Here is a 21,459-nt window from a genome sequence, read left to right as displayed (position 1 = left end):
CGAGGTGGAAGGACGGATCGTCCAAGGTAGGCGACCGGGCGGTGCGATGGCGAGCCCTGCATGCATCCGCCTACGCTCGGACCGTGGCCACCATTCATCGTGCACAGATTCGTCCAACCAAGATCGAGCTCCTCGCCGGCTGGCTGCCGGACCAGCCCTGGTACGCCGCCGAGACCGATACCGAGCTCCGTGCCGTCGGCGCGTACCGGTTCGACGACCCCGCCGGCGAGGTGGGCATCGAGTCGCATCTCGTACGCGCGGGCGACGGGCCCGTGCTCCATGTGCCCCTGACCTATCGCGGTGCACCGCTCCCCGGCGCCGACGCCCATCTCATCGACACGATGGAGCACTCGGTGCTCGGCCGGCGTTGGGTGTACGACGCATGCGGTGACCCGGTGTACGTGACGGCGCTCGCCGAGACGATCCTCGGCCGGCGTACCCAGGCCGTCGAGTACCTCGAGGTCGAAGGTCAAGGCGAGCCGCGCGAACCCACCGCCGTGGTCGCCGGCACCGGCGGGGACGGCGACGCCCCGAGCGACCTCTCGGCCGACGCCCTGACGGCCACCACGGCAGAGACCGTGACGGTGTGCCGCACGCCGACGGTCGAGCTGCGAGTCCAGCGGGTGATCGATCCCGCGGCGACGCCCGACGGTGCCCGTCTCACCGGCACGTGGGCCGGCCAGTCCGATCCGGCCCTGCTGGCGACCGCCCGGTTCAGCTGACCTCGCGAGCTGCGAAGGCCCCAGCGCACCGTGGGCCGCACGTTCGCGCGACGACACACCGGTGTGTCCCACATCAGCGTGCGGCTCACGGGGCGTACGCCGGTTGGCGTACGCCCCGCGACGCGCTGACCCACCTGGACGTACTCGGCACGCGCAGCGCTACCCCAGCAGACGCACGGGCATTGCCCCCGCCTGCCGGATTCCCTGACCGCCGATTTCGACAAGTCTGTAACCGCCAACCACACAAGGGAAACGGGAGTACAGATCATGTCGCACGCAGTTCTCGACAGGCCCCATCGGCACGAACCGACCGATCGCCGTCGCCCCATCGACACCGTCGTCATGCGGGCCTCGGAGTGGCTCAACGCGCACAGCATCACCGCCCTGCGGGTCAGTCTCGGCATAACGTTCCTGGCCTTCGGCGTACTGAAGTTCTTTCCGGGTGTGAGCCCCGCAGAGGATCTCTCCATCGCAACGATCGACAAGCTGACGTTCGGAGTGATCTCGGGTTCGGCAGCGCTGCTGCTGACTGCCGTCACCGAGACCGTCATCGGACTCACGCTGACGACCGGTCGCTTCCTGCGGGTCGGCCTGATCGTGCTCGCCGGGGCGCTCGTCGGCATCATGTCGCCGCTTGTCCTGTTCCCGGGCGATCTCCTCGGGGACGGGCCGACGCTGACGGCCCAGTACGTCTTCAAGGACATCGTGCTCGCAGCCGGCGGGCTTGTCGTCGGAGCGTACGCGCTCGGTGGGCGCCTGCGCCGCGACTCATGACAGTGCGAGCGCTGACCTGGTAGCCGACCAGGTCAGCGCTCTGCTGAGGTCGGGTGCTGGTCGGTCAGGGCGACCGCCTCGCCGTGCGCGATGTACTGGACTGTCCGACAATGAAGGCACAGGATCGTAGCTGAACGGCGGGTTCGTCTCGGACATCGACCGGCCAACGACTCGGCGTCGGCGGGGAGGTACGGTTCCGGCCGCACGTTTCGTACGGAAGGAAGGTCCATGGTCACGGACACAGACGGGATGCCGGCCGAGGAGAAGAAGCGCGGCGCCTTCTCGAGTCGTCGGGTGTTCATCCTCGCGGCGATCGGCTCGGCGGTCGGGCTCGGCAACATCTGGCGCTTCCCGTACGTCGCGTACGACAACGGTGGCGGCGCGTTCATGATCCCGTACATCGTGGCGCTGTTGACCGCCGGTCTGCCGTTCCTGATGCTCGACTACGGCATGGGCCACCGCAACCGCGGCTCGGCTCCGCTGTCGTTCGCCCGGATCAGCCGCAAGGGTGAACCGCTCGGCTGGTGGCAGGTCGCGATCTGCTTCGTCATCGCCATCTACTACGCGGCCATCATCGGCTGGGCGTCGGTGTACGCGATCTTCTCCTTCGACAAGTCGTGGGGTGACGACCCGGCGACGTACTTCAGTGTCGACTTCCTCGAGGGCGGCGATCCGGGGATCTCGCTGGACTTCGTCAACGGTCTGTTGATTCCGCTCGTCATCGTCTGGGTCGTCCTGCTGGTGATCATGGCGATGGGTGTGCAGAAGGGCATCGGGATGCTCTCCGTCATCTTCATCCCGATCCTGGTGGTCGCCTTCGTCGCACTCGTCGTGCAGGCGCTGTTCCTCGACGGTGCCGGGGACGGCCTCAACGCACTCTTCACCCCCGACTGGGACGCGTTGAGCAACACCGACGTGTGGATCGCCGCGTACGGGCAGATCTTCTTCTCGTTGTCGGTCGGCTTCGGCATCATGATCACCTATTCCGCGTACGTCGACCGGCGCGAGAACATGACCGGCTCCGGCCTCGTCGTCGGTTTCGCGAACTCCGGCTTCGAGCTGCTCGCCGGCATCGGTGTCTTCGCGGCCCTGGGGTTCATCGCCTCCTCGACGGGCGGCGATCCGGGTGAGGCCGCTCAAGGCGGGGGCATCGGGCTCGCGTTCATCGCGTTCCCGACGATCATCAACGAGGCGCCCGCGGGCGCGGTGCTGGGCGTGCTGTTCTTCGTCTCGCTCGTCATCGCCGGCATCACGTCGTTGATCTCGGTGATCGAGGTCGTCATCGCCTCCGTACGAGACAAGTTCGAGCTCCCTCGGATCGCGGCCGTGCTCGTGGTGGGCGTACCGGCCGCGATCGCGAGCGTGCTGTTGTTCAGCACGACGACGAGCCTGTACTCGCTCGACATCATCGACAACTTCATCAACCAGTTCGGCATCCTGCTGGTCGCGGTCGTGAGCATGCTGGCCTTGGCCTGGGCATTCCGCGTAGTGCCCGCGCTCGCCGCGCACCTCAACCGCAACGGCTCGCTGAAGCTCGGGTGGGTCTGGCGGGCGCTCGTCTCGGTGATCACGCCGGCCGCGCTGATCTGGGTTCTGGTCGACCAGTTCCGGAAGAACATCGAGACCACGTACGGCGAGGGTGCCTATCCCGACTGGATGGTCAACACGCTCGGCTGGGGAGTCGCCGGCGGCGTCATCGTCGTCGGCTTGCTGGCGGCGCTGATTCCGTGGCGACGGCAGACGTCGCTCGAGGTACCCGAGGAAGCACCCATCGACCAGCCCGAGGAGGACGTCCGATGAGCGGATCCGCGATCGCGATGATGATCGTCGCCATGCTGATCATCTGGGGCGGCCTGGTGGCCGCGCTGGTGGCCCTCAACCTGTCCGACCGCCGGCGGCGCGGCGCGTGAAGTCAACGGGGCGCGCGGCGCATCACGCGCCGCGCGACTCCGCGACCCGGCGCATCCAGTATCGGAACCACTGATCGCCGAACGGCACGTACACCCGCACCGGGATACCGCGCCCGACGAGTTCTTCGGCGACCTCGGGGCGTACGCCGAACAGCTGCTCGACCTGCACCGGTCCGAGTGCGGCGAGCAGCGCCTCGCGGATCACGCCGTCATGGGTGGCGAGCGTGAAGGCCGCGCCGCGCTCGGCGAGGCGGTGCGCGAGTCGGACGAATGCGATGTCGGTCTGCTCACCGTACGGCCACGCACGCTCGAGCGGCTCGACGTACGCGCCCTTGACCAGCCGGATGTGGACGCCGGCGTCGACGAACCGCTCGAGATCGGTGCTCGACCGTCGCAGATTCGCTTGCACGGTTGCACTCAGCCGGTCGGCGTACCCACGCTCGGCAGCGGCGAGTACGCACTCCAGGACCGCGTCCGCACGCTCCCAGTCCTCGGCGCCGACCTGGATCCGTCGGCCTGCCGGCAGGGCGGCGGCGATTGCCATCAGGTCGTCCGCGCAGGTAGCCGCGTCGACGTCGAGGCCCAGGTGGGAGAGGTCGATCGCCAGCCATGCGGACTCCGGCAACGACCCGACGTCTCGGGCCAGTGCGAGGTAGTCGTCGGCGACCTGCCGTGCGCGTTGCCGGTCGTCGACCAGCTCGCCGAACTGGTCGATCGTCGACGCAACGCCGATGGCCGTGAGTTCTTCGGCAGCGCGGCGCGCGTCCGCGTACGACGTGCCCGCGACATAACGAGCGGCGGCCCGCCTGGCCCGAGCAGCCGTCGGCGGCACGGAGCGTACCGCGGTCTCGAAGCGGGAACTGGTGGCGAGGCGGAACAGTACGGTGCGGTCGAGTGGCATACGCACATGGTGCCAGGGCGCTCGTGCCGGTCGACCGTCGCCGATCGGCCGACCGGCACGACTGTCGGGGTCAGCTGCCGGGCGGGCAGCGCTCGCCGCGTGCTACTGGTCGTCCTCTGCCGTCAGGTCGGTGCGCGCGCCGCGCCCGGGCCGGTGGGCCTGCCAGTCCTCCATGACCTTGCGGTTCCACATCAGCATTCGGCCGAAGTGCTCGGGCTGAGGGGCGTGGCCGCTGCGGGCGTAGTGGCGGAGTGTGTCCGCCTTGATGCCCACCGCCGCGGCGGCCTCCTCTGTCGTCATCCAGTCCTTCACGTTCTACCTCCCTGCGCCAGGGTATCGTCCGCGCTCCGGCGTACGCGCTCGCACGGCGAGCGAGTCTGTCACCGGGACCGATGAGAATGGTTGGTAGAACCCGTCAGCCAACCGAGAAATCGTTCGCCGCGCCGGATGCGTGCGTCGCATACTGGTCGACCCACCCAGAAGAGGAGCTCCAGTGATCCGTGCCCGTGGACTCGTGCAGACGTTCCACACGCGTCAAGGCAAGCAGAAGACCGAGGTGCGTGCGGTCGACGGCGTCGACATCGACGTCGAGGAGGGCGAGGTCGTCGGCTTCCTCGGTCCGAACGGCGCCGGCAAGACGACGACGCTTCGGATGCTCACCACCCTGTTGAAGCCGACGGCAGGTGAGGCGACCGTCGCCGGGTACGACGTCGTGAGCCAGGCACAAGACGTACGCCGAAGCATCGGGTACGTCTCGCAGGCGGGCGGCACGTTCAGCGCCGCGCGCGCCGGCGAGGAGGTGATGGACCACGGCATGCTCTACGGGCGTACGAAGGCCGAGGTCGAGAAACGCGGCAAGGAGCTGTTCGACCAGCTGCAGCTCGACGGGCTGTGGACCCGCATGCCGAAGAACATGTCGGGCGGGCAGAAGCGTCGCCTCGATATCGTGATGGGGCTCATCCACGAGCCCACGTTGGTATTCCTCGACGAGCCGACCACCGGCCTCGACCCGCAGGCCCGGGCGAACCTCTGGGAGCACATCGCCGATCTGCGTGCCCGCCGCGGTGCGACCGTCTTCCTCACCACGCACTACCTCGACGAGGCCGACACCCTGAGCGACCGCATCCTGATCATCGATCGCGGCCGGATCGTCGCGGCCGACACCTCCGAGAACCTCAAGGCACAGGTGGCCGGTGACCTCATCGACCTCGAGGTGAGCGATCCCGACAGGCTCACGGTGGCGGCCGAGAAGCTCGGGTCGATCGCCGAACCGCCGCGCGACGGCCTCCCCGGCGTCGAGATCGAGGAACAGCACGTACGCGGGCGGGTGCAGCGGGCCGGTCGGGCGATTCCCGGTCTGCTCCGGGATCTCGATCAGGGTGGCATCACCCTCGACTCGATCGAGGTGCATCGGCCGACGCTCGATGACGTCTTCCTGACTCTCACCGGTCGGTCCCTGCGTGACGCCGAAGACGCGGCCGAGGCGGCCGGCGAGCACCCTGCCGGCGATGCCGAGACGTCCGACGACGCGGATACATCGAACGACAGCGCACTGACGGGAGCCGACCAGTGAGATTCGCCCGCGAGAGCTTCATCGTCTTCCGCCGCCAGCTGCGGATGAACCTGCGCAATCCGGCGTGGGTGATCATCGGGGCGCTGCAGCCGATCCTGTACCTGCTGCTGTTCGGCCCGTTGCTCGAGCCGCTCGTCAGCCAGTTCGGTGAACAGAACGCCTACACGTTCTTCGTACCCGGGCTGCTGGTGCAGCTCGGGATGTTCGGCGCGTTCTTCGCCGGCTTCAGCCTGATCGGCGAATGGCGCGAGGGCGTCATCGAGGCCGAGCGGGTTACACCCGCCTCGCGTACGGCCCTGCTCGTCGGGCGCCTCGCGCGCGATGAGCTGCAGCTGTTGGTGCAGGCAGTGATCCTGGTGGTCCTCGGCTACCTCATGGGCATGGATGCGTCGTTCGGCGGAATGGTGCTGGGCGTACTGCTGACGATCCTGATCGGCGGGGCGTGCGCGGCCGCGTCGAACGCGCTCGCGCTCACCACCAAGAGCGAGGACGTCATGGCACCGGTGATCAACATGGTGATGATGCCGGTGCTGCTGCTGTCGGGCATCCTGCTCCCGATGACGATCGGCCCCGACTGGTTGCAGTCGGTCAGCGACTTCATGCCGATCCGGCACGTCGTCGACGCCGTACGCGGCTCGTTCATGGGCGACTTCGGCACCGGCGACCTGATGGCGGGCACGCTGTGGAGCCTGCTGCTCTTCGCCGTCGCGCTCTGGTGGGGTACGCGCACCTTCCGCAAGGAGAACGCCTGACCTGACCGCCCCCTGAGCCGCACGATCTTGTGGGAAACGCCCGGCGTGTCCCACACGAACGTGCGGCTCAGCGGGCGGGATCGCCGCGAGCGTCAGTCTGTGCCGGCTTCCATGGCGGCGTAGTCCAGGAACTCGTCGTCCTCGGGGGCCGTGCCGTCGGAGGCGATCGCGTCGGCGCCGCCCGACGCCATCGCGCCGATCAGCGCCGTCGACGCCGCCTGGGCAGCGTCCATCAGGGCCGGGTGGTTGCTTCCGACCATGCCGATCTCGGCGTACTGCTCGAGCTTGGCGCGCGAGTCGGCGATGTCGAGGTTGCGCATGGTGAGCTGGCCGATCCGGTCGACAGGGCCGAACGCCGAGTCTTCGGTGCGCTCCATCGACAGCTTGTCCGGGTGGTAGCTGAACGCCGGCCCGGCAGTGTCGAGGATCGAGTAGTCCTCACCGCGCCGCAACCGCAGCGTCACCTCGCCGGTCACGGCGACGCCGACCCACCGCTGTAGCGACTCGCGAATCATCAGGGCCTGCGGGTCGAGCCAGCGGCCCTCGTACAGCAACCGACCCAGCCGACGGCCCTCGGTGTGGTAGGTCGTCAGCGTGTCCTCGTTGTGGATCGCGTTGACCAGCCGCTCGTACGCCGCGTGCAGGAGCGCCATGCCGGGCGCCTCGTAGATGCCCCGGCTCTTGGCCTCGATGACGCGGTTCTCGATCTGGTCGGACATGCCAAGGCCGTGCCGACCGCCGATCGCGTTCGCCTCCAGCACGAGGTCGACGGCCGAGCCGAACTCCTTGCCGTTGATCGTCACGGGGCGGCCCTGCTCGAAGCCGATCGTCACGTCCTCGGTCTCGATCTCGACGGAGGGGTCCCAGAACCGGACGCCCATGATCGGATCCACGACCTCCATCCCGGCGTCGAGATGCTCGAGGGTCTTCGCCTCGTGCGTCGCACCCCAGATGTTCGCGTCGGTCGAGTACGCCTTCTCGGCACTCGCCCGATAGGGGAGGTCGCGCTCGATCAGCCACTCCGACATCTCCGTACGCCCGCCGAGCTCGCCGACGAAGTCGGCGTCGAGCCACGGCTTGTAGATCCGCAGCGACGGGTTGGCGAGCAGCCCGTACCGGTAGAACCGCTCGATGTCGTTGCCCTTGAAGGTGGAGCCGTCGCCCCAGATCTGCACGTCGTCCGCGAGCATCGCGCGGACCAGGAAGGTGCCGGTGACGGCGCGCCCCAGCGGGGTCGTGTTGAAGTACGTGCGGTTGCCGGAGCGCAGATTGAACGCGCCGCACGCAAGCGCGGCAAGCCCCTCTTCGACGAGCGCCGCACGGCAGTCGACGAGCCGGGCGACTTCCGCGCCGTACGTGGTCGCGCGGCCGGGAACCGACTCGATGTCGGACTCGTCGTACTGGCCGATGTCGGCGGTGTACGCGCACGGGACCGCGCCCTTCTCGCGCATCCAGGCGACCGCGACGGAGGTGTCGAGGCCACCGGAGAAGGCGATGCCGATGCGTTCACCGGCGGGCAGAGAGGTAAGCACCTTGGACATAGGTGCAAGTATATGCATGGCAATGCATAGTAATGCAAGCCGGTTCGTGTCTACTTCGCGCCCGTCGTCGACCCCGACAGCGACCGCGGATCCCGCGCGCCCCACCGGCCGTGCTCGACGGCGGCGAAGAAGCGATCGAGGAGCGCATTGAACAGCGCCGGCTCCTCGAGGTTCGTCACGTGCCCCGAACGCGGCAGCACCGCGAGACCGCACCGCGGGATGGTCCGCTTCAGCATCAGGTCGGTCTCGAGCACGCCGTCGTCCTCGTCCCCGGCAATCACCAGGACGGGCGGCTCACAGCGTGCCAGCTCGTCGCGCATCGCGTACAGCGAGGGGCGCTCCATCTGGACGCCGCGCATCGTGTTCGCGGCCCCGACCGGATCGTGTTCGGAGAGAACGCGTACGTGCTCCGCGTGACCGCGAGGGTCCTTCGCCTCGTACTGCACGCGCGCGGGCCCGAGGCCGTACCACTGCGACATCGACGCGGAACCCTCCGTCTCGAAGGCCTCGGCGATCTTGCCCGACTCGGTACGGAAGCCGGCCTCCTTGTCGGGATGAGCGCCGTAGCCACATCCGGCGACGACCGCGCCGCGTACGCGGGCCGGGTGGCTCAATGCGAGGTGCAGAGCGCCGAAGCCACCCATCGAGTTGCCGACGACGTACGCCGACTCGACACCGGCCGCGTCGAGCACGGCGATCGCGTCGGCGACCGCGCGCTGCTGGCTGTACAGGTCAGGGTCGGACGGCACGTCGGACGGCGGAAAGCCACGAGCGGCCGGTACGAGGCACCGGTACGTGCGGGAGAGGTGTCGCACTTGGGGCTCCCAGGAGCGGTGATCTCCCGCGAACTCGTGCAGGAACACGATCGCGTCGCCGCTGCCGGTGTCCTCGTAGTAGAGATCGACGCCGTCGTCGGTGTGAGCGTTGGGCACGGTTCCTCCTTGGACTAGCGGCGGCGCGTACCGAGCCGCGCGCCGACGTATGCGGCGACACCGGCAAGGGCGACCGTCGCGATCTCGCTCGCATGACGTTGCAGCACGGGGCGTACGAGCATCCGCCAGGCGTCGAGACTCTGCTCGGCCGCGACGGGTTCCGGCGTCTCGGTGGTGGCCGATGGGACGCCGACGGGAGCACGTTTGCCGGAGAGCAGGTCAGCCACGTTGGCGGCGAAGGCCTGCATCACTCCGTCGGTGACCTCACCGATCACGCCGCGGCCGAACTGCGCGACCTTGCCGCGGATGTTCAGCTCGGTGTCGATCTCGACGAGCGTGCCGCCGTCATCGTCTCGCACGTGCGCGATGACGTACGCGTCGGCGTTGCCGGCACCGCGCTGCTCGCGACCCTTGGCGCGCATCGTCAGCCGGCGCTCGGCGTGCTCGACCTCGAGCACCTTCAGCTGGCCCGCGTACGAGACGCCGAGCGGCCCGACCTTGACGGAGACCTCGCCGTCGTACGTGTCCTCGGCGGGATGTCCGACCAAGCGGGCGCCCGGCATACAGGTGGCTACCCGCTCGATGTCGAGGAACGCGTCGAACACCTCGGCCGCGGGCCGCTCGATCCGAAACGAGTTGGTGAGCTTCACTAGCGCTCCATCAGGGCCTTGCGTTGAGCACCGTCGATGGGGATGTGCGCCCCGTGCACGCTCGCCGCGAGGTCGGACGCGACGAAGGCGACGAGCGCGGCGACTTCGTCGGGGCGGGTGATGCGCCCGAACGGGATCGACGCCTCCGCACGTCGGCGGGCCTCCGCCTGGTCGACGCCCATATCGCGCGCGAACGCCTTCTCGAGGCCGTCCCAGCGGTCGGTGTCGACCGGACCCGGGTTGACGGTGTTGACGCGGACGCCCTTGGGGCCGTACTGGTCGGCGATCGACGAGGCGAAGTTGAGATCGGCGGCGTTCGCGGCGCCCGCGGTCATCTCCCAGAAGCTCGGCTTGAGGCCGTCGTTGCCGACCACGAGCACGATCGAGCCCGAGCCGCGCTCGACCATGTGCGGTACGACCGAGCGCACCGTGCGTACGTAGCCCATGAACTTGAGATTCAGGCTCTGCATCCACTGGTCCTCGGTGAGCTCCTCGAGGAGGCCGCCGGGTGAGCTGCCGGCGCAGGTCACCAGGATGTCGATCCGACCGAAGGCATCGAGCGCCGCTCGTACGCAGCGGTCGACGTCGTCCGGGCTGCTCATGTCGCCGGCCTGCGCGACGACCTTGCGGCCGCTCGTGGCGGCGAGCTCGGTCGCGGTCTGCTCCAGATCCTCCTGGCCGCGGGCCGTGATGACGACGTCGCACCCCTCGGAGGCCAGACGGGCCGCGACCTCGCGTCCGATGCCCTTGCTTGCGCCGGTGACGAACGCGATCTTGTCGGTCAGGTTCAGGTCCATCTCGTCCTCCTTCAGCCGATTGGTATATCAAATACCGTTGTACCCGGGTGCGTCAAGGGTCGGTGGCCGAACTCTGCGCGGCAAGCGTCCGCTCTGCATGCCGAATTCGCCGTGCACAGTGGATGTTTACCATGTTAACATGGTAAACATCCACCGGTCTCATCGCTCCGGCGCGCGGCCGGACCACGCCGCGGCGTTGCGGCGGCGCTCCTCGCTCAGCGCATCGAGCAGGTACGGCCGGGTCGCGGCCTGCTTGGTCCGGGCGAGCGCGTCGGCGTCGGCGGTCGCGAGCCCGGCCGCGACCTCGCGCGTACGCGCCCACGGGTCGTCGTGGAGCTCGCCGACGAAACCGCTGCGTACCGCCTCGTCGGCGCCCAGCCAGCGCCCGGTGAGCGTGAGTTCGAGTCCGAGCGAGCGGCCGATCAGATCGGGCAGGATCCACGCACCAACCGCGAGGCCGTGGCCGGGCCCGAGCCAGCGCCACCGAGCGCGACTCGACGCGATCCGCAGGTCGGCCGCCGCGCACAGTTGCGCACCGCCGCCGACCGCCGGGCCGTCGACGACCGCGAGCACGATCCCGGGCCGCGTCACGATGCGCTCGTAGCATGCGTACAGCAGGTCCGAGAGTCGCGTACGCGTGTCGTCGTCGGTGTCGAGGTCGGCGCCCGCGCTGAAGATTCCGTCGCTCGCGCTGCCGAGTACGAGGGTGCCGTGGGAGGTGTCGCCCAGGAGATCGTGGAGCTCGCGCACCGTCTCGTACGTGAGCGCGTTGCGACGCGCGGGCCGGTCGATCAGCACCCGCGTCGCTCCGGCCAGCGCGGCCGGTCGGTCGACGCGTAGATCACTCATTCGGATCCCCTGACTCTGCGCACTGTGCTCCGTCGCACTCCTGCGATATGGTATATCATCGGCCGTTCGAAGGGGTGACGTGTGAAACCAGCGCCGTTCGAGTACCACCGGGCGTACCTGTCCGAGGAGGTCGTCGCGTTGCTGACCGAGCTCGGCGACGAGGCGAAGGTCCTCGCCGGCGGCCAGTCCCTCGCGCCGATGCTGAACTTCCGCCTGGCCCGGCCGAGCGCGCTGGTGGACATCAACCGGGTCAAGGGTCTCGACTACATCCGCCGCGACGGTGACGCCCTCTGCGTCGGCGCCCTCACCCGCCACCGCACGCTCGAGACGAGCAGGGCGCCTGAGGTACGCGACGGCTTCGACCTGCTGCCCCGCGCCGCGCGCTGGATCGGCCACTATCCGATCCGCTCGCGCGGCACCGTCGGCGGCAGCATCGCGCACTCCGATCCCACCGCCGAATGGTGCCTGCTCGCGCGCCTCTTCGACGCCGACATCGTCGTCCTCGGACAGCGTGGCACACGTCGGGTCGCGAGCGCCGACTGGTTCACCGGCTTCCTGACCACGGCCGCCGAGCCGAACGAGTTCGTCGTCGAGACCCGCTTCAACCGGCCCCGCCCGTACGGAGCCCTCACCGAGTACGCGCGCCGTCGCGGCGACTTCGCGATCGCGGCGGCGGCCGTGGCGTTCGACGTGGTCGACGGCCGATGCAGCGACGTCGGGATCGTCCTCGGCGGCGTCGCCACGGAGCCGTTACGGGTCGCTGAGGCCGAGGCGATCGTCGACGGCGCGGAGCCCTCCGAGTCCGTCTGGGCCGAGGCCGCCCGGTGTGCAGCCGCGGCGATCCGACCGACAAGTGATGTACACGGCGACGAGCACTACCGCCGACATCTGGTCGAGACGCTCACGACGCGAGCACTCGCCGAGGCGTACGCCAGGAGTGCGTCGTGACGGCATCGACCGCGAAGCCACAGCGGTGGGTCGGCAACCGGCTGCCCCGCCGCGAGGACCCACGGATGCTGCGGGGCGCCGGCCGCTTCGTCGACGACATCGCTGATCCGCACGCCTACCACGCGACGTTCGTGCGCAGCCCGATCGCTGCCGGCCGGATCGCGTCGATCGACGCGTCCGAAGCGCTCGCCATGCCAGGTGTGCATGCGGTGCTGACCGCCGCGGACCTCGGCTACCCGCAGCTCACGGCCGCGCTCGAGCGCGCCGAGTTCGTCGCCACGCAGATGCCGCTGCTCGCGTACGACCGGGTGCGGTACGCCAGCGAGCCGGTCGCGATCGTCGTCGCGGAGTCGCGCTACCTCGCGGAGGACGCCGCGGAGGCTGTGCTCTGCGAGTTCGACGAAACGCAAGCAGTGCTGTCGATCCGCGACGTCACAGATGGCGGTCGGGCGCTGCACGACGAGGCACCCGACGGCGTGCTCGTCGACCTGCAGATGTTCTCCGACGACCTGCTCGGCGAGGCACTCGACCGCGCGCCGGTCGTCCTCGAGGAGACGATCAGCAGTGGCCGGGTGATGGCTGCGCCGATGGAGGCGCGCGCCTGCCACGCGCAGCCCGACGCGCGCGACGACCAGCTCGTCCTACACGTGTCGACTCAGGTCCCACACCAGGTACGCAGCGGAGTCGCACAGGCGCTCGGTCTTCCGGAACGCCGCGTACGCGTGATCGCACCCGATGTCGGCGGCGGCTTCGGCCTCAAGTGCGTTGTCGGCCGCGAGGAGGTCGTCGTCGCCGCGGTCGCCGAGCAACTCGGGCACAGCGTGCGATGGAGCGAGGACCGCCAGGAGAACCTCACCGCCGCCTTCCACGGCCGCGAGCAGGAATACCTCGTGCGTGCGGGATTCGACTCCGACGGAACGCTGATCGGCGTCGATGCGGACATCCGCTGCAACATCGGCGCGTACTCCGTGTACCCGTTCAGCTGTGGCGTCGAGCCGCTGATGGCCGCGACCGAGCTGCCCGGTGTCTACAAGGTCGGACGCTACGCCGCGCGGGCGCGTGGCGTCGCGACGAACAAGCCGCCGACCGCGCCGTACCGCGGCGTCTCACGCCCGCAGATCGTGCTGGTCATGGAACGCCTGATGGACAAGGCCGCCAAGCAACTCGACATCGACCGGGTCGAGATCCGTCGCCGCAACACCATCCACGCCGACGAGTTCCCTTACACCGGACCGAACGGCATCACGTACGAGCCCGGGTCGTACGTCGAGTCGCTCGATCGCCTCGTCGACGAGATCGGCAAGGCCGGCTGGTGGGAACGCCGGGCGGCGACCGCCGACGGCGTGCTCCGCGGCATCGGCATCGCCAACTTCTCCGAGCGCACCGCATACGGCACGCCGACGATGGGCATGCGCAAGATGCAGATGACGCCGGGGTTCGAGGTCTCCCACGTCCGGATGGACCCGACGGGCGAGGTGACGGTCACGAGCGGGACGTGTGGGCACGGGCAGGGGCACGAGACGACGTTCGCGCAGATCGTGGCCGACCGGCTCGGCATCTCGCCCGACCGCGTCAAGCTCCGCCAGGGCGACACCGATCTGGTGAGCTTCGGCTGGGGAACGTTCGGCAGCCGGTCGCTGGTGATCGGGGGCGGGTCCGCCGCGGTGGCCGCACGTCGGCTGGCCGACAAGATCCGGAAGGTCGCGGGCGAGCTGCTCGAGGCCGACCCGGCCGACATCGACCTCGTCGACGGGCACGCCGAGGTACGCGGTGCGCCGGACGCGCACGTGTCGATCGAGCAGATCGCAGCGACAGTGCACTTTCGAGCGCATGAGCTGCGCGAGCACGACGAGCAGCTGCTCGAGGCGCGCGGGGCGGCCGATCCGCCCGGGATGTTCTCCAACGCCGCGCATGCCGCGCTCGTCGAGGTCGATCCCGGCACGGGAGATGCGCGGGTCGTCGACTACATCGTGGTCGAGGACTGCGGTGTCGTCATCAATCCCACCATCGTCGACGGCCAGGTTCGCGGCGGCGTCGCGCAGGGCATCGCGTCGGCGCTGTACGAGGAACTCGTCTACTCACCTGAGGGCCAGCCGCTCGCCGGAACGTTCATGGACTACCTCGTACCGACGGCGAGCGAGATACCGCCGATCGCCGTGCACCATCTCGAGACCCCGTGCGACCAGACCGAGACCGGCGCGAAGGGCATGGGCGAGGGTGGCACCATCGGTGCGCCCGCAACCGTCGTGTCCGCGCTCAACGATGCGCTGCGCGCGTACGGCGCCGACATCGACCACGTCCCCGTACGACCGGCCGACCTGCTGACTCTCTTCAAGGAGCACCGTCTCCACACGCCTCGGGAGGCTTCATGATCGACCGTCATCTGGTCACGCTCACCGTCAACGGACGCGAGCACGAGCTGCTGCTGGAGTCACGCAAGACGCTGGCCGACACGTTGCGCGAAGACCTCGGCCTCACGGGCACGCACCTCGGCTGCGAGCACGGCATCTGCGGTGCCTGCACGGTGCTGCTCGACGGTGAGCCCGTGCGGGCCTGTCTGGTCTTCGGCGTCCAGGCCGATGGCGCTGAGGTACGCACGGTCGAGTCGCTGGCCGAGGAAGGGGGCGAGCTGAACGACCTGCAGCAGTCGTTCAGCCGCAATCACGGTCTCCAGTGCGGCTTCTGCACACCCGGGTTCCTGATGCTGGCCGAGGCGTACCTCGACACCGATCCCGTGGGCGACGCCGAAGAGGTACGCGAGGTGGTGTCGGCGAACCTGTGTCGCTGCACCGGCTATCAGGGCATCGTCGACGCGGTCGTCGAGGTCGCTGCCGCGCGCAAGGAACAACGTCAGGCATGACCGAGCAGATCGGACTTCGGGCGCCGCGAAAGGAGGACCACCGCCTCCTCGTCGGCGACGGACGCTTCGGCGCCGACGTCCGTCCGTCGCACACGGTGCACGTTCGCATCGTCCGCTCGCCGATCGCGCATGGCGTCGTACGCGGTGTCGACACGACCGAGGCGAAGGCAGTGCGCGGTGTGGTCGACGTCGTGACCGCCGCCGACCTTCCGTCCGACCTGCGCATCCCGGTGCGCCTCGACGTCGGCGAGGCCGACCTGTCCGCCTACCTGCAACCGGTGCTCGCGAAGGAGACCGTTCGCTACGTCGGCGAGCCGCTCGCCGCCGTGGTCGCAGAGTCCGCGTACGTCGCGGAGGACGCCGCGGAGCTGGTCGACATCGACATCGACGAGCGCGACGTACTCCTCGATGTCGATGACGGTCCGGCGCTGGTGGCCGACACCCTGCGACTGGGCTTCGGAGACGTCGACGCCGCATTCGAGGCAGCGGCGAAGGTCGTGTCGACGGACGTGTCGATCGGCAGACACACCGCGGTGCCGATGGAGCCGCGGGCGTTGACGGTCGACTACAGCCCGGCGACCGGAGCGCTCGACGTCTTCGGCGCGACCAAGGTGCCGGTGTTCAACCGCCACGTGCTCGCAGACCTGTTGGGAATCGACCAGAACGCGATCCGGATGCACGCCGTCGACGCGGGCGGCGGCTTCGGCGTACGCGGCGAGTTCTACCCCGAAGACTTCCTCATCCCATGGCTCGCCACCCGGCTTCGTCGCCCGATGGCGTGGGTGGAAGACCGCGCCGAGCACCTGGTCGCGGTCAATCACTCGCGCGAGCAGCGCCACCGGGTGGAGGCGGCGTTCGACTCCGACGGTCGGCTGCTCGGCCTGCGCGCCGACGTACGCCATGACAACGGCGCATACGTGCGTACGCACGGCGTGATCGTCCCCGAGCTGACGCTCGCGATGCTGCCCGGGCCCTACCGCGTGCCGGCGTACGCGGGCCGGGTACGGGTGATGCTGACGAACAAGACGCCGTGCGGCACGTACCGCGCGCCCGGACGCTTCGAGGGCACGACGGCGCGCGAGCAGCTGTTCGACAAGGCCGCCGCGGAACTCGGCGTCGACCGCGTCGAGCTGCGCCGGCGCAACCTGCTGTCACCTGCAGAACTCCCGCACACAAGGGCGATGAACACGCTCGGCACCGATGTCGTACTCGACGCGGGCGACTATCCCGGCCTCCTCGACCGCGCGCTCGCGAAGGTCGACGACCTCGAGTGGCGCGAGCTGGTCCGCGGTGCGCGCGCGGCAGGGCGGCGGGTCGGCCTCGGTGTGTCGATGTTCTTGGAGAAGAGCGGACTCGGTCCGCATGACACCGCCGACGTAGAGATCACCAGCACCGGTCGGATTCGCGTGCACTCGGGTGGCACCTCGCTCGGGCAGGGCATCGAGACCGTGCTCGCGCAGATCGTCGCCGACGAGTTCGGCGTCGACATCGACCAGGTCGACGTGGTCAACGGCGACACCCTGCTGCAGCCGTACGGCACGGGTTCGTGGGCGAGCCGCTCGACCGTCGTGGCGGGGAGTGCCGTCCGGGGTGCGGGCCGGGAGGTCGCGGCCCGCATGCGCGACCTGGGCGCGCGGATGCTCGAGGTCTCACCCGATGACGTCGAGGTGACCGCCGCTCAGGTACGCGTACGTGGCGCCGCCATGAATGCAGTCACGTTCGCCGACGTGTGGCGCGCCTCCCAGCCGGGCAGCACGTGGCTCGCCGCCGACGAGCCGGCGGGCCTGTACGCGCGGCATCGCTTCAGCGTCGACCACATGACGTACCCGTACGGTGCTCATGTGTGCGTCGCCGAGATCGATCCGGGCACAGGTGGGATCGAGGTGCTGCGTTACCTGGTGGCGTACGAGGTCGGCCGCGCGGTGAACCCGACACTGGTCGAGGGCCAGCTGCGCGGCGGCGTGGCCCAGGGCGTAGGCGGGGCCCTGCTCGAGCGATTCTCGTACGACGACGCCGGGCAGCCACAGGCGACGACGTTCATGGACTACCTGATGCCGACCGCCTCGGAGGTGCCGGTGGTCGATCTGGTCGTGTGTGAGGACGCACCCGCGACCACCAACCCGCTCGGCGTACGCGGTGCGGGAGAGGGCGGACTCACCGGCGCGGGTGCCGCGATCGCGAGCGCAGTCAGTGATGCGCTCGACCTACCGTCGATCGGCGAGCTGCCGATCACGCCCGGCGCCGTCATCGGGTACGTACGGCAGGCAGCATCGGAATCCGGCAACCGACAGTGATGAGACGGGGACACTAGGATGAGCGAATCGAGCGGGAGAGGAGTCGATCCGATGAGCGCGATCGGTGGCCTCACACCCATGCAGTACTCGTCGAAGAGCGACATCGTGTGCGCGATGCTGCGTGAGCTGATCATCTCCGGCGAGCTCGAACCGTCCGAGCCGTTGCGCCAGCGCGATCTTGCCGCGCGCTTCGGTGTCAGCCAGACACCCGTACGCGAAGCGCTGCGCCGACTTCGAGTCGGAGGGTCTCGTCGTCAACGACCCGCATCGTGGCGCGACCGTCTCGGAGTCCCGCAGCGGCGTCGTCGAGGACAACGCGCAGATCCGCGCGGCGCTCGAGCCTCTTGGCGCTCGCCTCGCGGCGAAGGCGATCACCGAGGATCAGCTCGCGACGCTACGCGGGCTCAACGACGAGATGATCGGCGTTGCCGAAGGCGATCCGCGCTACGGCGTACTGAACCGCGAGTTCCACTTCACGATCTACCAGGCGGCGGGTTCACCGATGTTGCTGTCGATGATGCGGTTGCTGTGGCAGGCGATGCCGGACGGTCCGCAAGTGACCCGCAGCCATGCGGCGTCGGCCGAGCAGCACGCCGCGCTGATCGTCGCGCTCGCCGCGGGCGACGCCGACGGTGCCGCGGACATCACCCGAACCCACATCGTCGGCACCGACCACCTCGAGTCCGAGATCTCGCACTGACCCCGCGGCTCCGGGGCCCGTACTGTTGGAACGGTGCAGGGTAGTCAAAGCGCAGCGACGGCGGCGCTTGCTGCCCGCCCGTCGCAGCCCGAGCGGATGACCCAGCCCGGACTGGAAGTAGAGCATCGGCCGTCGGAGTCGCCCTACATCGAACGTGTCTGGCGAAGTCGCAGCCACGGCGACGTCGCGCAGATGTTGTCGGTCGCCACGCCCCGCGTCGGACTCGTCTTCTGGCGTCAGCAGGGCGAGGTCGGCGTGGCCGTGACCGGCCCGGAGTCGATGGCGAGCCCGGCGCCGCTACCCGCGGAGGCGACGTTCTTCGGCGTCGAGTTCCCGGTCGGAACGTACCTCCCGCACCTGCCCTCGGGCCGACAGTTGCTGGACCGTCAGATCACGATCCCCGACGTCTCGGATCGGTCCTTCTACCTGGCCGGGAGCCACTGGCAGCACCCCGGCTTCGACACCGCCGAGGCATTCGTACGACGGCTCGCGCGCGAAGAGATCGTGCGACGCGACCGCCTGGTCGCCGACGTAGCGCGAGGCGCAACGCCGGACGTGTCCGGCCGCACGGTGCAGCGTCGATTCCTTGCTGCCACCGGAGTCACCCGTGGGTCCGCGCGGCAGATGGATCGCGCCCGTCATGCCGCCATCCTGCTGCGTGACGGCGTGCCGTCCGCAGAGGTGCTGACCACGCTCGGCTTCTACGACAACCCGCATCTGCACCGGTCGCTGCGAAGGTTCATCGGTCGAACCGCCGCGGAGCTGCAGACTGGCGAACGCGAGCCGCTGTCGCTTCTGTACATGACATGAGCATTGCCGCTGCCCTACTGTCCGGATCGTCGTACACATCGCGAGGCAGTAAGTCAGGGAGGTGCCCGAAGTGGGCAAGATGGTGGTCAGCCTGTTCTCCGCCGCCGACGGGGTCGTCGAGGCACCCGAGAAGTTCATGCACAACTGGGACGACGCCATGGCGGAGGACCTCCAGGACCAGCTGTCGACCTGGGAGGCGAGCCTGCTGGGCCGACACCAGTACGACGACTGGGCGACGTACTGGCCGAGCTACGAGGGAGCCGACGACGATGCGTTCGCGCGCAAGATCAACTCGGTCCGCAAGTACGTCGTGACCTCGACGCCGCTCGACCCGCACTGGGAAGCCGCCGAGGTCCTGGGCGATCCCAAAGCACCGTTGGCCGAACGGGTCGCGCCGCTTCGCACGGCGGACATCGCCGGCGACATCATGGTCGGCGGGAGCATGACCCTGGCAACGTCGTTGCTGCGCGAGGATCTCGTCGACGAGGTCAGGTTGCTGATCACGCCGTACGTCGTGGGTTCCGGGCACCGGCTCTTCGACAGCGTCACCGACAAGGCGCTCGACCTGATCTCCGCGAAGACCACGCCCACCGGGTCGGTGCTGGTGCGTTACCGGGTCTCGGCCGACTGACTCCGCGCCGCCCCGCGCCCCGTGGGCCGCACGCTTCGGCGGGGGACACCTCATCGTGTCGGTTCGAAACGTGCGCACGGGGTGCCCACGGGGCGGGTCAGACGGCCTGGCGCTCCTTCAACTTCGTGCTGACGACGGACAGGAACCGGTCGGCCTTCTCGGTGGGCGCCTTCGTCGCGAGGCTGACCGCGATGAACAAGGCGACCGAGACGAGCAGACCCCAGACGCCGGAGTCCTGTCCCCACAGCTTGCCCATCTCGTTCAGCGGTCCGCCGGTGATCACCTCGGACTTGGTGTACTCGAGCACCGCGACGACGACGCCGCCGACGATGACGCCGGACAGGACGCCCGCCGCCGAGCCGCGGCGCCAGAAGAAGGTGCCGATGATCGGCGGCACCATCACGAGCAGTCCGGCCGAGGCCGACACCGACAGGACCGCGATCAGATCGAGCTCGAGCCGGGCGAAGAGGTACGCCAGTACCGCGATCACCGGGATCACGATCTTGCCGACCATGAGCTGCTGGGAGTCGGTCGCGTTCGGCTTCGCCTGGGCGTAGACATCGCGCGTCACCATGGAGGAGAGCGTGAGCAGGATCGAGTCGATCGTGGACACGGCGGCGGCCATGATGCCGACCATCACGATCACGCCGAGGGCGGTCGGTACGAGATCGGACGACAACAGCGTCGGCGTTGCGAGGTCGCCGGTCGCGAGGCCGGGGAACTCGATCGATGCCGCGAAGCCCCACGTCACGGCGACGAGGGTGTAGATGAAGCCGAATGCCATGAAGCCGAGGAGCATGACCCGGAGGTCCTTCATCGACTTCGGTGTGTAGAGGCGTTGGCTCACCTGCGGGTTGGAGATGCTGAAGAAGATCCATGGCAGGGTCAGGCCGATGAACGTGCTGAGGCTGAAGAATCCGTTGCCGGGCACCGTCAACGCGCCGGGACTCGCTTCGGTGATGCCGTCGAAGAAGTCGCCGATGCCGCCGAGGCGGTTGATGACCACGAGGACGACGATCGTGGCGCTGATGATCATGATGATCGCCTGCAGCGAGTCGGTCCACGCGACCGACCGCAGGCCGGCCACGAGTGAGAACGCGATCGCCAGCACGGTGGCGATCACGGTGCCCGCGGTGAAGGAGATGCTCCCGTCGGACATGCCGTTGAGCAGGTAGCCGACGCCTGCGAGCTGAACGGCGGAGTACGGGATCAGGAAGACGCAGCTCGTCAGCGCCGTGACGACCGCGACTGCGCGGCTTTCGTACCGGTCACCGAGCATCTCCGACGGCGTGACGTAGCCGTACTCCTTGCCGGCGAGCCAGAAGCGCGGCCCGAAGACCAGCACCAAGGTCACGCCGCAGAGGTAGATCAACTCGAACCCGAGCGCACCGATGCCGCCCGCGTACGTGAGGCCGGCGAGACCGATCAGCATGAACGCGCTGTACGTGGTCGCGCTGTAGCTCATCGCGGACACGAAGCCGCCCATGCCGCGGTTGCCGAGGAAGTAGCCGGTCATGCTCGACTCGCTGCCATCGCGGGAGCGCGACAGCCAGGCGGTCACGCTCGCGAAGACGACGTAGATGACGATGCCGGTCCAGATGTAGGTGGCGTCCACGGGTCAGTCCTTCCACGCCGAGCTGACGACAGCGTTGATGCCGATCACGGCCGCCGTCGCAACGGTCCAGAACAGGAAGCTGCCGTACCACTCGTCGACATCGCTGAACGCGGTGAACGGGAGGACGTAGCAGAGCACGATGATCACTGGAACGAGTAGGAGCCACTGCAGTCGAGGATTCTTCACCTCGGAACCTTTCG

The 21,459-nt window shown here is 68.8% G+C and carries 22 protein-coding genes and 1 pseudogene; 14 read left to right on the top strand and 9 right to left on the bottom strand.

Features of this window, described 5'->3' with window-relative positions; all coding sequences use genetic code 11:
* The first annotated feature begins 83 nt into the window (after positions 1-83).
* From L0C25_RS09565 to L0C25_RS09550, 4 genes are all read left to right on the top strand, one after another.
* Positions 84-722: a CG0192-related protein gene (locus L0C25_RS09565; protein WP_271636261.1), complete on the top strand. Its 639-nt coding sequence runs from the start codon at positions 84-86 to the stop codon at positions 720-722.
* Positions 723-989: 267 nt separating this feature from the next.
* Positions 990-1,496: a DoxX family protein gene (locus tag L0C25_RS09560; RefSeq protein ID WP_271636260.1), complete on the top strand. Its 507-nt coding sequence runs from the start codon at positions 990-992 to the stop codon at positions 1,494-1,496.
* A 228-nt stretch (positions 1,497-1,724) separates the two neighbouring features.
* A complete protein-coding gene (locus L0C25_RS09555) occupies positions 1,725-3,296 on the top strand; it encodes a sodium-dependent transporter (protein ID WP_271636259.1) in 1,572 nt (523 codons plus the stop codon).
* The gene (locus L0C25_RS09550) at positions 3,293-3,406 is read left to right on the top strand and encodes a methionine/alanine import family NSS transporter small subunit (RefSeq protein WP_271636258.1); all 114 of its coding nucleotides are present in this window, start codon (positions 3,293-3,295) and stop codon (positions 3,404-3,406) included. Before L0C25_RS09555 ends, L0C25_RS09550 begins: the two co-directional genes overlap by 4 nt.
* 22 nt (positions 3,407-3,428) lie before the next feature.
* Here L0C25_RS09550 and L0C25_RS09545 read toward each other — a convergent pair whose 3' ends face one another.
* Together L0C25_RS09545 and L0C25_RS09540 are read right to left on the bottom strand one after the other, a co-directional pair.
* On the bottom strand, positions 3,429-4,307 hold the full coding sequence (locus L0C25_RS09545) for a proline dehydrogenase family protein (protein ID WP_271636257.1): 879 nt from the start codon (positions 4,305-4,307) through the stop codon (positions 3,429-3,431).
* A gap of 102 nt (positions 4,308-4,409) precedes the next feature.
* Positions 4,410-4,607 (bottom strand): MerR family transcriptional regulator, encoded by a 198-nt coding sequence (locus L0C25_RS09540; RefSeq protein WP_271636255.1) that lies wholly within the window; start codon positions 4,605-4,607, stop codon positions 4,410-4,412.
* Between the two features lie 193 nt (positions 4,608-4,800).
* On the opposite strand from L0C25_RS09540, the gene L0C25_RS09535 reads away from it, so the two are divergent.
* Both L0C25_RS09535 and L0C25_RS09530 read left to right on the top strand, forming a co-directional pair.
* Positions 4,801-5,880: an ATP-binding cassette domain-containing protein gene (locus L0C25_RS09535; RefSeq protein ID WP_271636254.1), complete on the top strand. Its 1,080-nt coding sequence runs from the start codon at positions 4,801-4,803 to the stop codon at positions 5,878-5,880.
* Entirely contained in the window at positions 5,877-6,632 is a 756-nt protein-coding gene (locus L0C25_RS09530) for an ABC transporter permease (RefSeq protein WP_271636253.1), read from the top strand. Before L0C25_RS09535 ends, L0C25_RS09530 begins: the two co-directional genes overlap by 4 nt.
* A gap of 92 nt (positions 6,633-6,724) precedes the next feature.
* Here L0C25_RS09530 and argG read toward each other — a convergent pair whose 3' ends face one another.
* From argG to L0C25_RS09505, 5 genes are all read right to left on the bottom strand, one after another.
* Positions 6,725-8,173 carry an argininosuccinate synthase gene (gene argG / locus L0C25_RS09525; RefSeq protein WP_271636252.1) on the bottom strand — a complete coding sequence of 483 codons (1,449 nt, stop codon included), beginning with the start codon at positions 8,171-8,173 and terminating at the stop codon, positions 6,725-6,727.
* A 50-nt stretch (positions 8,174-8,223) separates the two neighbouring features.
* Entirely contained in the window at positions 8,224-9,105 is an 882-nt protein-coding gene (locus L0C25_RS09520) for an alpha/beta fold hydrolase (protein ID WP_271636251.1), read from the bottom strand.
* Positions 9,106-9,119: 14 nt separating this feature from the next.
* On the bottom strand, positions 9,120-9,755 hold the full coding sequence (locus L0C25_RS09515) for an SRPBCC family protein (protein ID WP_271636250.1): 636 nt from the start codon (positions 9,753-9,755) through the stop codon (positions 9,120-9,122).
* Complete coding sequence (locus L0C25_RS09510) at positions 9,755-10,552, bottom strand: SDR family oxidoreductase (RefSeq protein WP_271636249.1); 798 nt, start codon at positions 10,550-10,552, stop codon at positions 9,755-9,757. Before L0C25_RS09510 ends, L0C25_RS09515 begins: the two co-directional genes overlap by 1 nt.
* Before the next feature lie 159 nt (positions 10,553-10,711).
* Positions 10,712-11,401, bottom strand: coding sequence for an enoyl-CoA hydratase/isomerase family protein (locus L0C25_RS09505; RefSeq protein ID WP_271636248.1), 690 nt, complete (start codon positions 11,399-11,401; stop codon positions 10,712-10,714).
* A gap of 81 nt (positions 11,402-11,482) precedes the next feature.
* On the opposite strand from L0C25_RS09505, the gene L0C25_RS09500 reads away from it, so the two are divergent.
* From L0C25_RS09500 to L0C25_RS09470, 8 genes and pseudogenes are all read left to right on the top strand, one after another.
* Positions 11,483-12,349: an FAD binding domain-containing protein gene (locus tag L0C25_RS09500; protein WP_271636247.1), complete on the top strand. Its 867-nt coding sequence runs from the start codon at positions 11,483-11,485 to the stop codon at positions 12,347-12,349.
* Positions 12,346-14,721, top strand: a complete 2,376-nt coding sequence (locus tag L0C25_RS09495; RefSeq protein ID WP_271636246.1) for a xanthine dehydrogenase family protein molybdopterin-binding subunit — start codon at positions 12,346-12,348, stop codon at positions 14,719-14,721. The genes L0C25_RS09500 and L0C25_RS09495 overlap by 4 nt, the downstream gene beginning before the upstream one ends.
* On the top strand, positions 14,718-15,209 hold the full coding sequence (locus tag L0C25_RS09490; RefSeq protein WP_271636245.1) for a (2Fe-2S)-binding protein: 492 nt from the start codon (positions 14,718-14,720) through the stop codon (positions 15,207-15,209). The genes L0C25_RS09495 and L0C25_RS09490 overlap by 4 nt, the downstream gene beginning before the upstream one ends.
* Positions 15,206-17,503 carry a xanthine dehydrogenase family protein molybdopterin-binding subunit gene (locus L0C25_RS09485; protein ID WP_271636244.1) on the top strand — a complete coding sequence of 766 codons (2,298 nt, stop codon included), beginning with the start codon at positions 15,206-15,208 and terminating at the stop codon, positions 17,501-17,503. Before L0C25_RS09490 ends, L0C25_RS09485 begins: the two co-directional genes overlap by 4 nt.
* 18 nt (positions 17,504-17,521) lie before the next feature.
* A pseudogene (locus L0C25_RS24215) lies at positions 17,522-17,680 on the top strand (hypothetical protein); the annotation flags it as partial.
* A 16-nt stretch (positions 17,681-17,696) separates the two neighbouring features.
* Complete coding sequence (locus tag L0C25_RS09480) at positions 17,697-18,203, top strand: GntR family transcriptional regulator (protein WP_271636243.1); 507 nt, start codon at positions 17,697-17,699, stop codon at positions 18,201-18,203.
* Positions 18,204-18,236: 33 nt separating this feature from the next.
* Complete coding sequence (locus tag L0C25_RS09475; RefSeq protein ID WP_271636242.1) at positions 18,237-19,013, top strand: helix-turn-helix domain-containing protein; 777 nt, start codon at positions 18,237-18,239, stop codon at positions 19,011-19,013.
* A 79-nt stretch (positions 19,014-19,092) separates the two neighbouring features.
* Positions 19,093-19,644, top strand: coding sequence for a dihydrofolate reductase family protein (locus tag L0C25_RS09470; protein ID WP_271636812.1), 552 nt, complete (start codon positions 19,093-19,095; stop codon positions 19,642-19,644).
* Between the two features lie 97 nt (positions 19,645-19,741).
* On the opposite strand, the gene L0C25_RS09465 is transcribed toward L0C25_RS09470, so the two are convergent.
* Both L0C25_RS09465 and L0C25_RS09460 read right to left on the bottom strand, forming a co-directional pair.
* The gene (locus L0C25_RS09465) at positions 19,742-21,259 is read right to left on the bottom strand and encodes a sodium:solute symporter family protein (RefSeq protein WP_271636241.1); all 1,518 of its coding nucleotides are present in this window, start codon (positions 21,257-21,259) and stop codon (positions 19,742-19,744) included.
* Positions 21,260-21,262: 3 nt separating this feature from the next.
* Positions 21,263-21,445, bottom strand: coding sequence for a hypothetical protein (locus L0C25_RS09460; protein ID WP_271636240.1), 183 nt, complete (start codon positions 21,443-21,445; stop codon positions 21,263-21,265).
* Between the last annotated feature and the right edge of the window lie 14 nt (positions 21,446-21,459).

Source organism: Solicola gregarius (assembly GCF_025790165.1).
Classification (GTDB): Bacteria; Actinomycetota; Actinomycetes; order Propionibacteriales; family Nocardioidaceae; genus Solicola; species Solicola gregarius.
Note: the sequence above shows the minus strand (reverse complement) of the source record. Positions and strands in the feature narration are given on the sequence as shown.

Coding starts and splice junctions, on each gene's coding strand:
- L0C25_RS09540 (WP_271636255.1), bottom strand. CDS start 4,607: ATGACGACAGAGGAGGCCGCCGCGGCGGTGGGCATCAAGGCGGACACA.
- L0C25_RS09505 (WP_271636248.1), bottom strand. CDS start 11,401: ATGAGTGATCTACGCGTCGACCGACCGGCCGCGCTGGCCGGAGCGACG.
- L0C25_RS09560 (WP_271636260.1), top strand. CDS start 990: ATGTCGCACGCAGTTCTCGACAGGCCCCATCGGCACGAACCGACCGAT.
- L0C25_RS09550 (WP_271636258.1), top strand. CDS start 3,293: ATGAGCGGATCCGCGATCGCGATGATGATCGTCGCCATGCTGATCATC.
- L0C25_RS09470 (WP_271636812.1), top strand. CDS start 19,093: ATGGTGGTCAGCCTGTTCTCCGCCGCCGACGGGGTCGTCGAGGCACCC.
- L0C25_RS09485 (WP_271636244.1), top strand. CDS start 15,206: ATGACCGAGCAGATCGGACTTCGGGCGCCGCGAAAGGAGGACCACCGC.
- L0C25_RS09545 (WP_271636257.1), bottom strand. CDS start 4,307: ATGCCACTCGACCGCACCGTACTGTTCCGCCTCGCCACCAGTTCCCGC.
- L0C25_RS09555 (WP_271636259.1), top strand. CDS start 1,725: ATGGTCACGGACACAGACGGGATGCCGGCCGAGGAGAAGAAGCGCGGC.
- L0C25_RS09510 (WP_271636249.1), bottom strand. CDS start 10,552: ATGGACCTGAACCTGACCGACAAGATCGCGTTCGTCACCGGCGCAAGC.
- argG (WP_271636252.1), bottom strand. CDS start 8,173: ATGTCCAAGGTGCTTACCTCTCTGCCCGCCGGTGAACGCATCGGCATC.
- L0C25_RS09490 (WP_271636245.1), top strand. CDS start 14,718: ATGATCGACCGTCATCTGGTCACGCTCACCGTCAACGGACGCGAGCAC.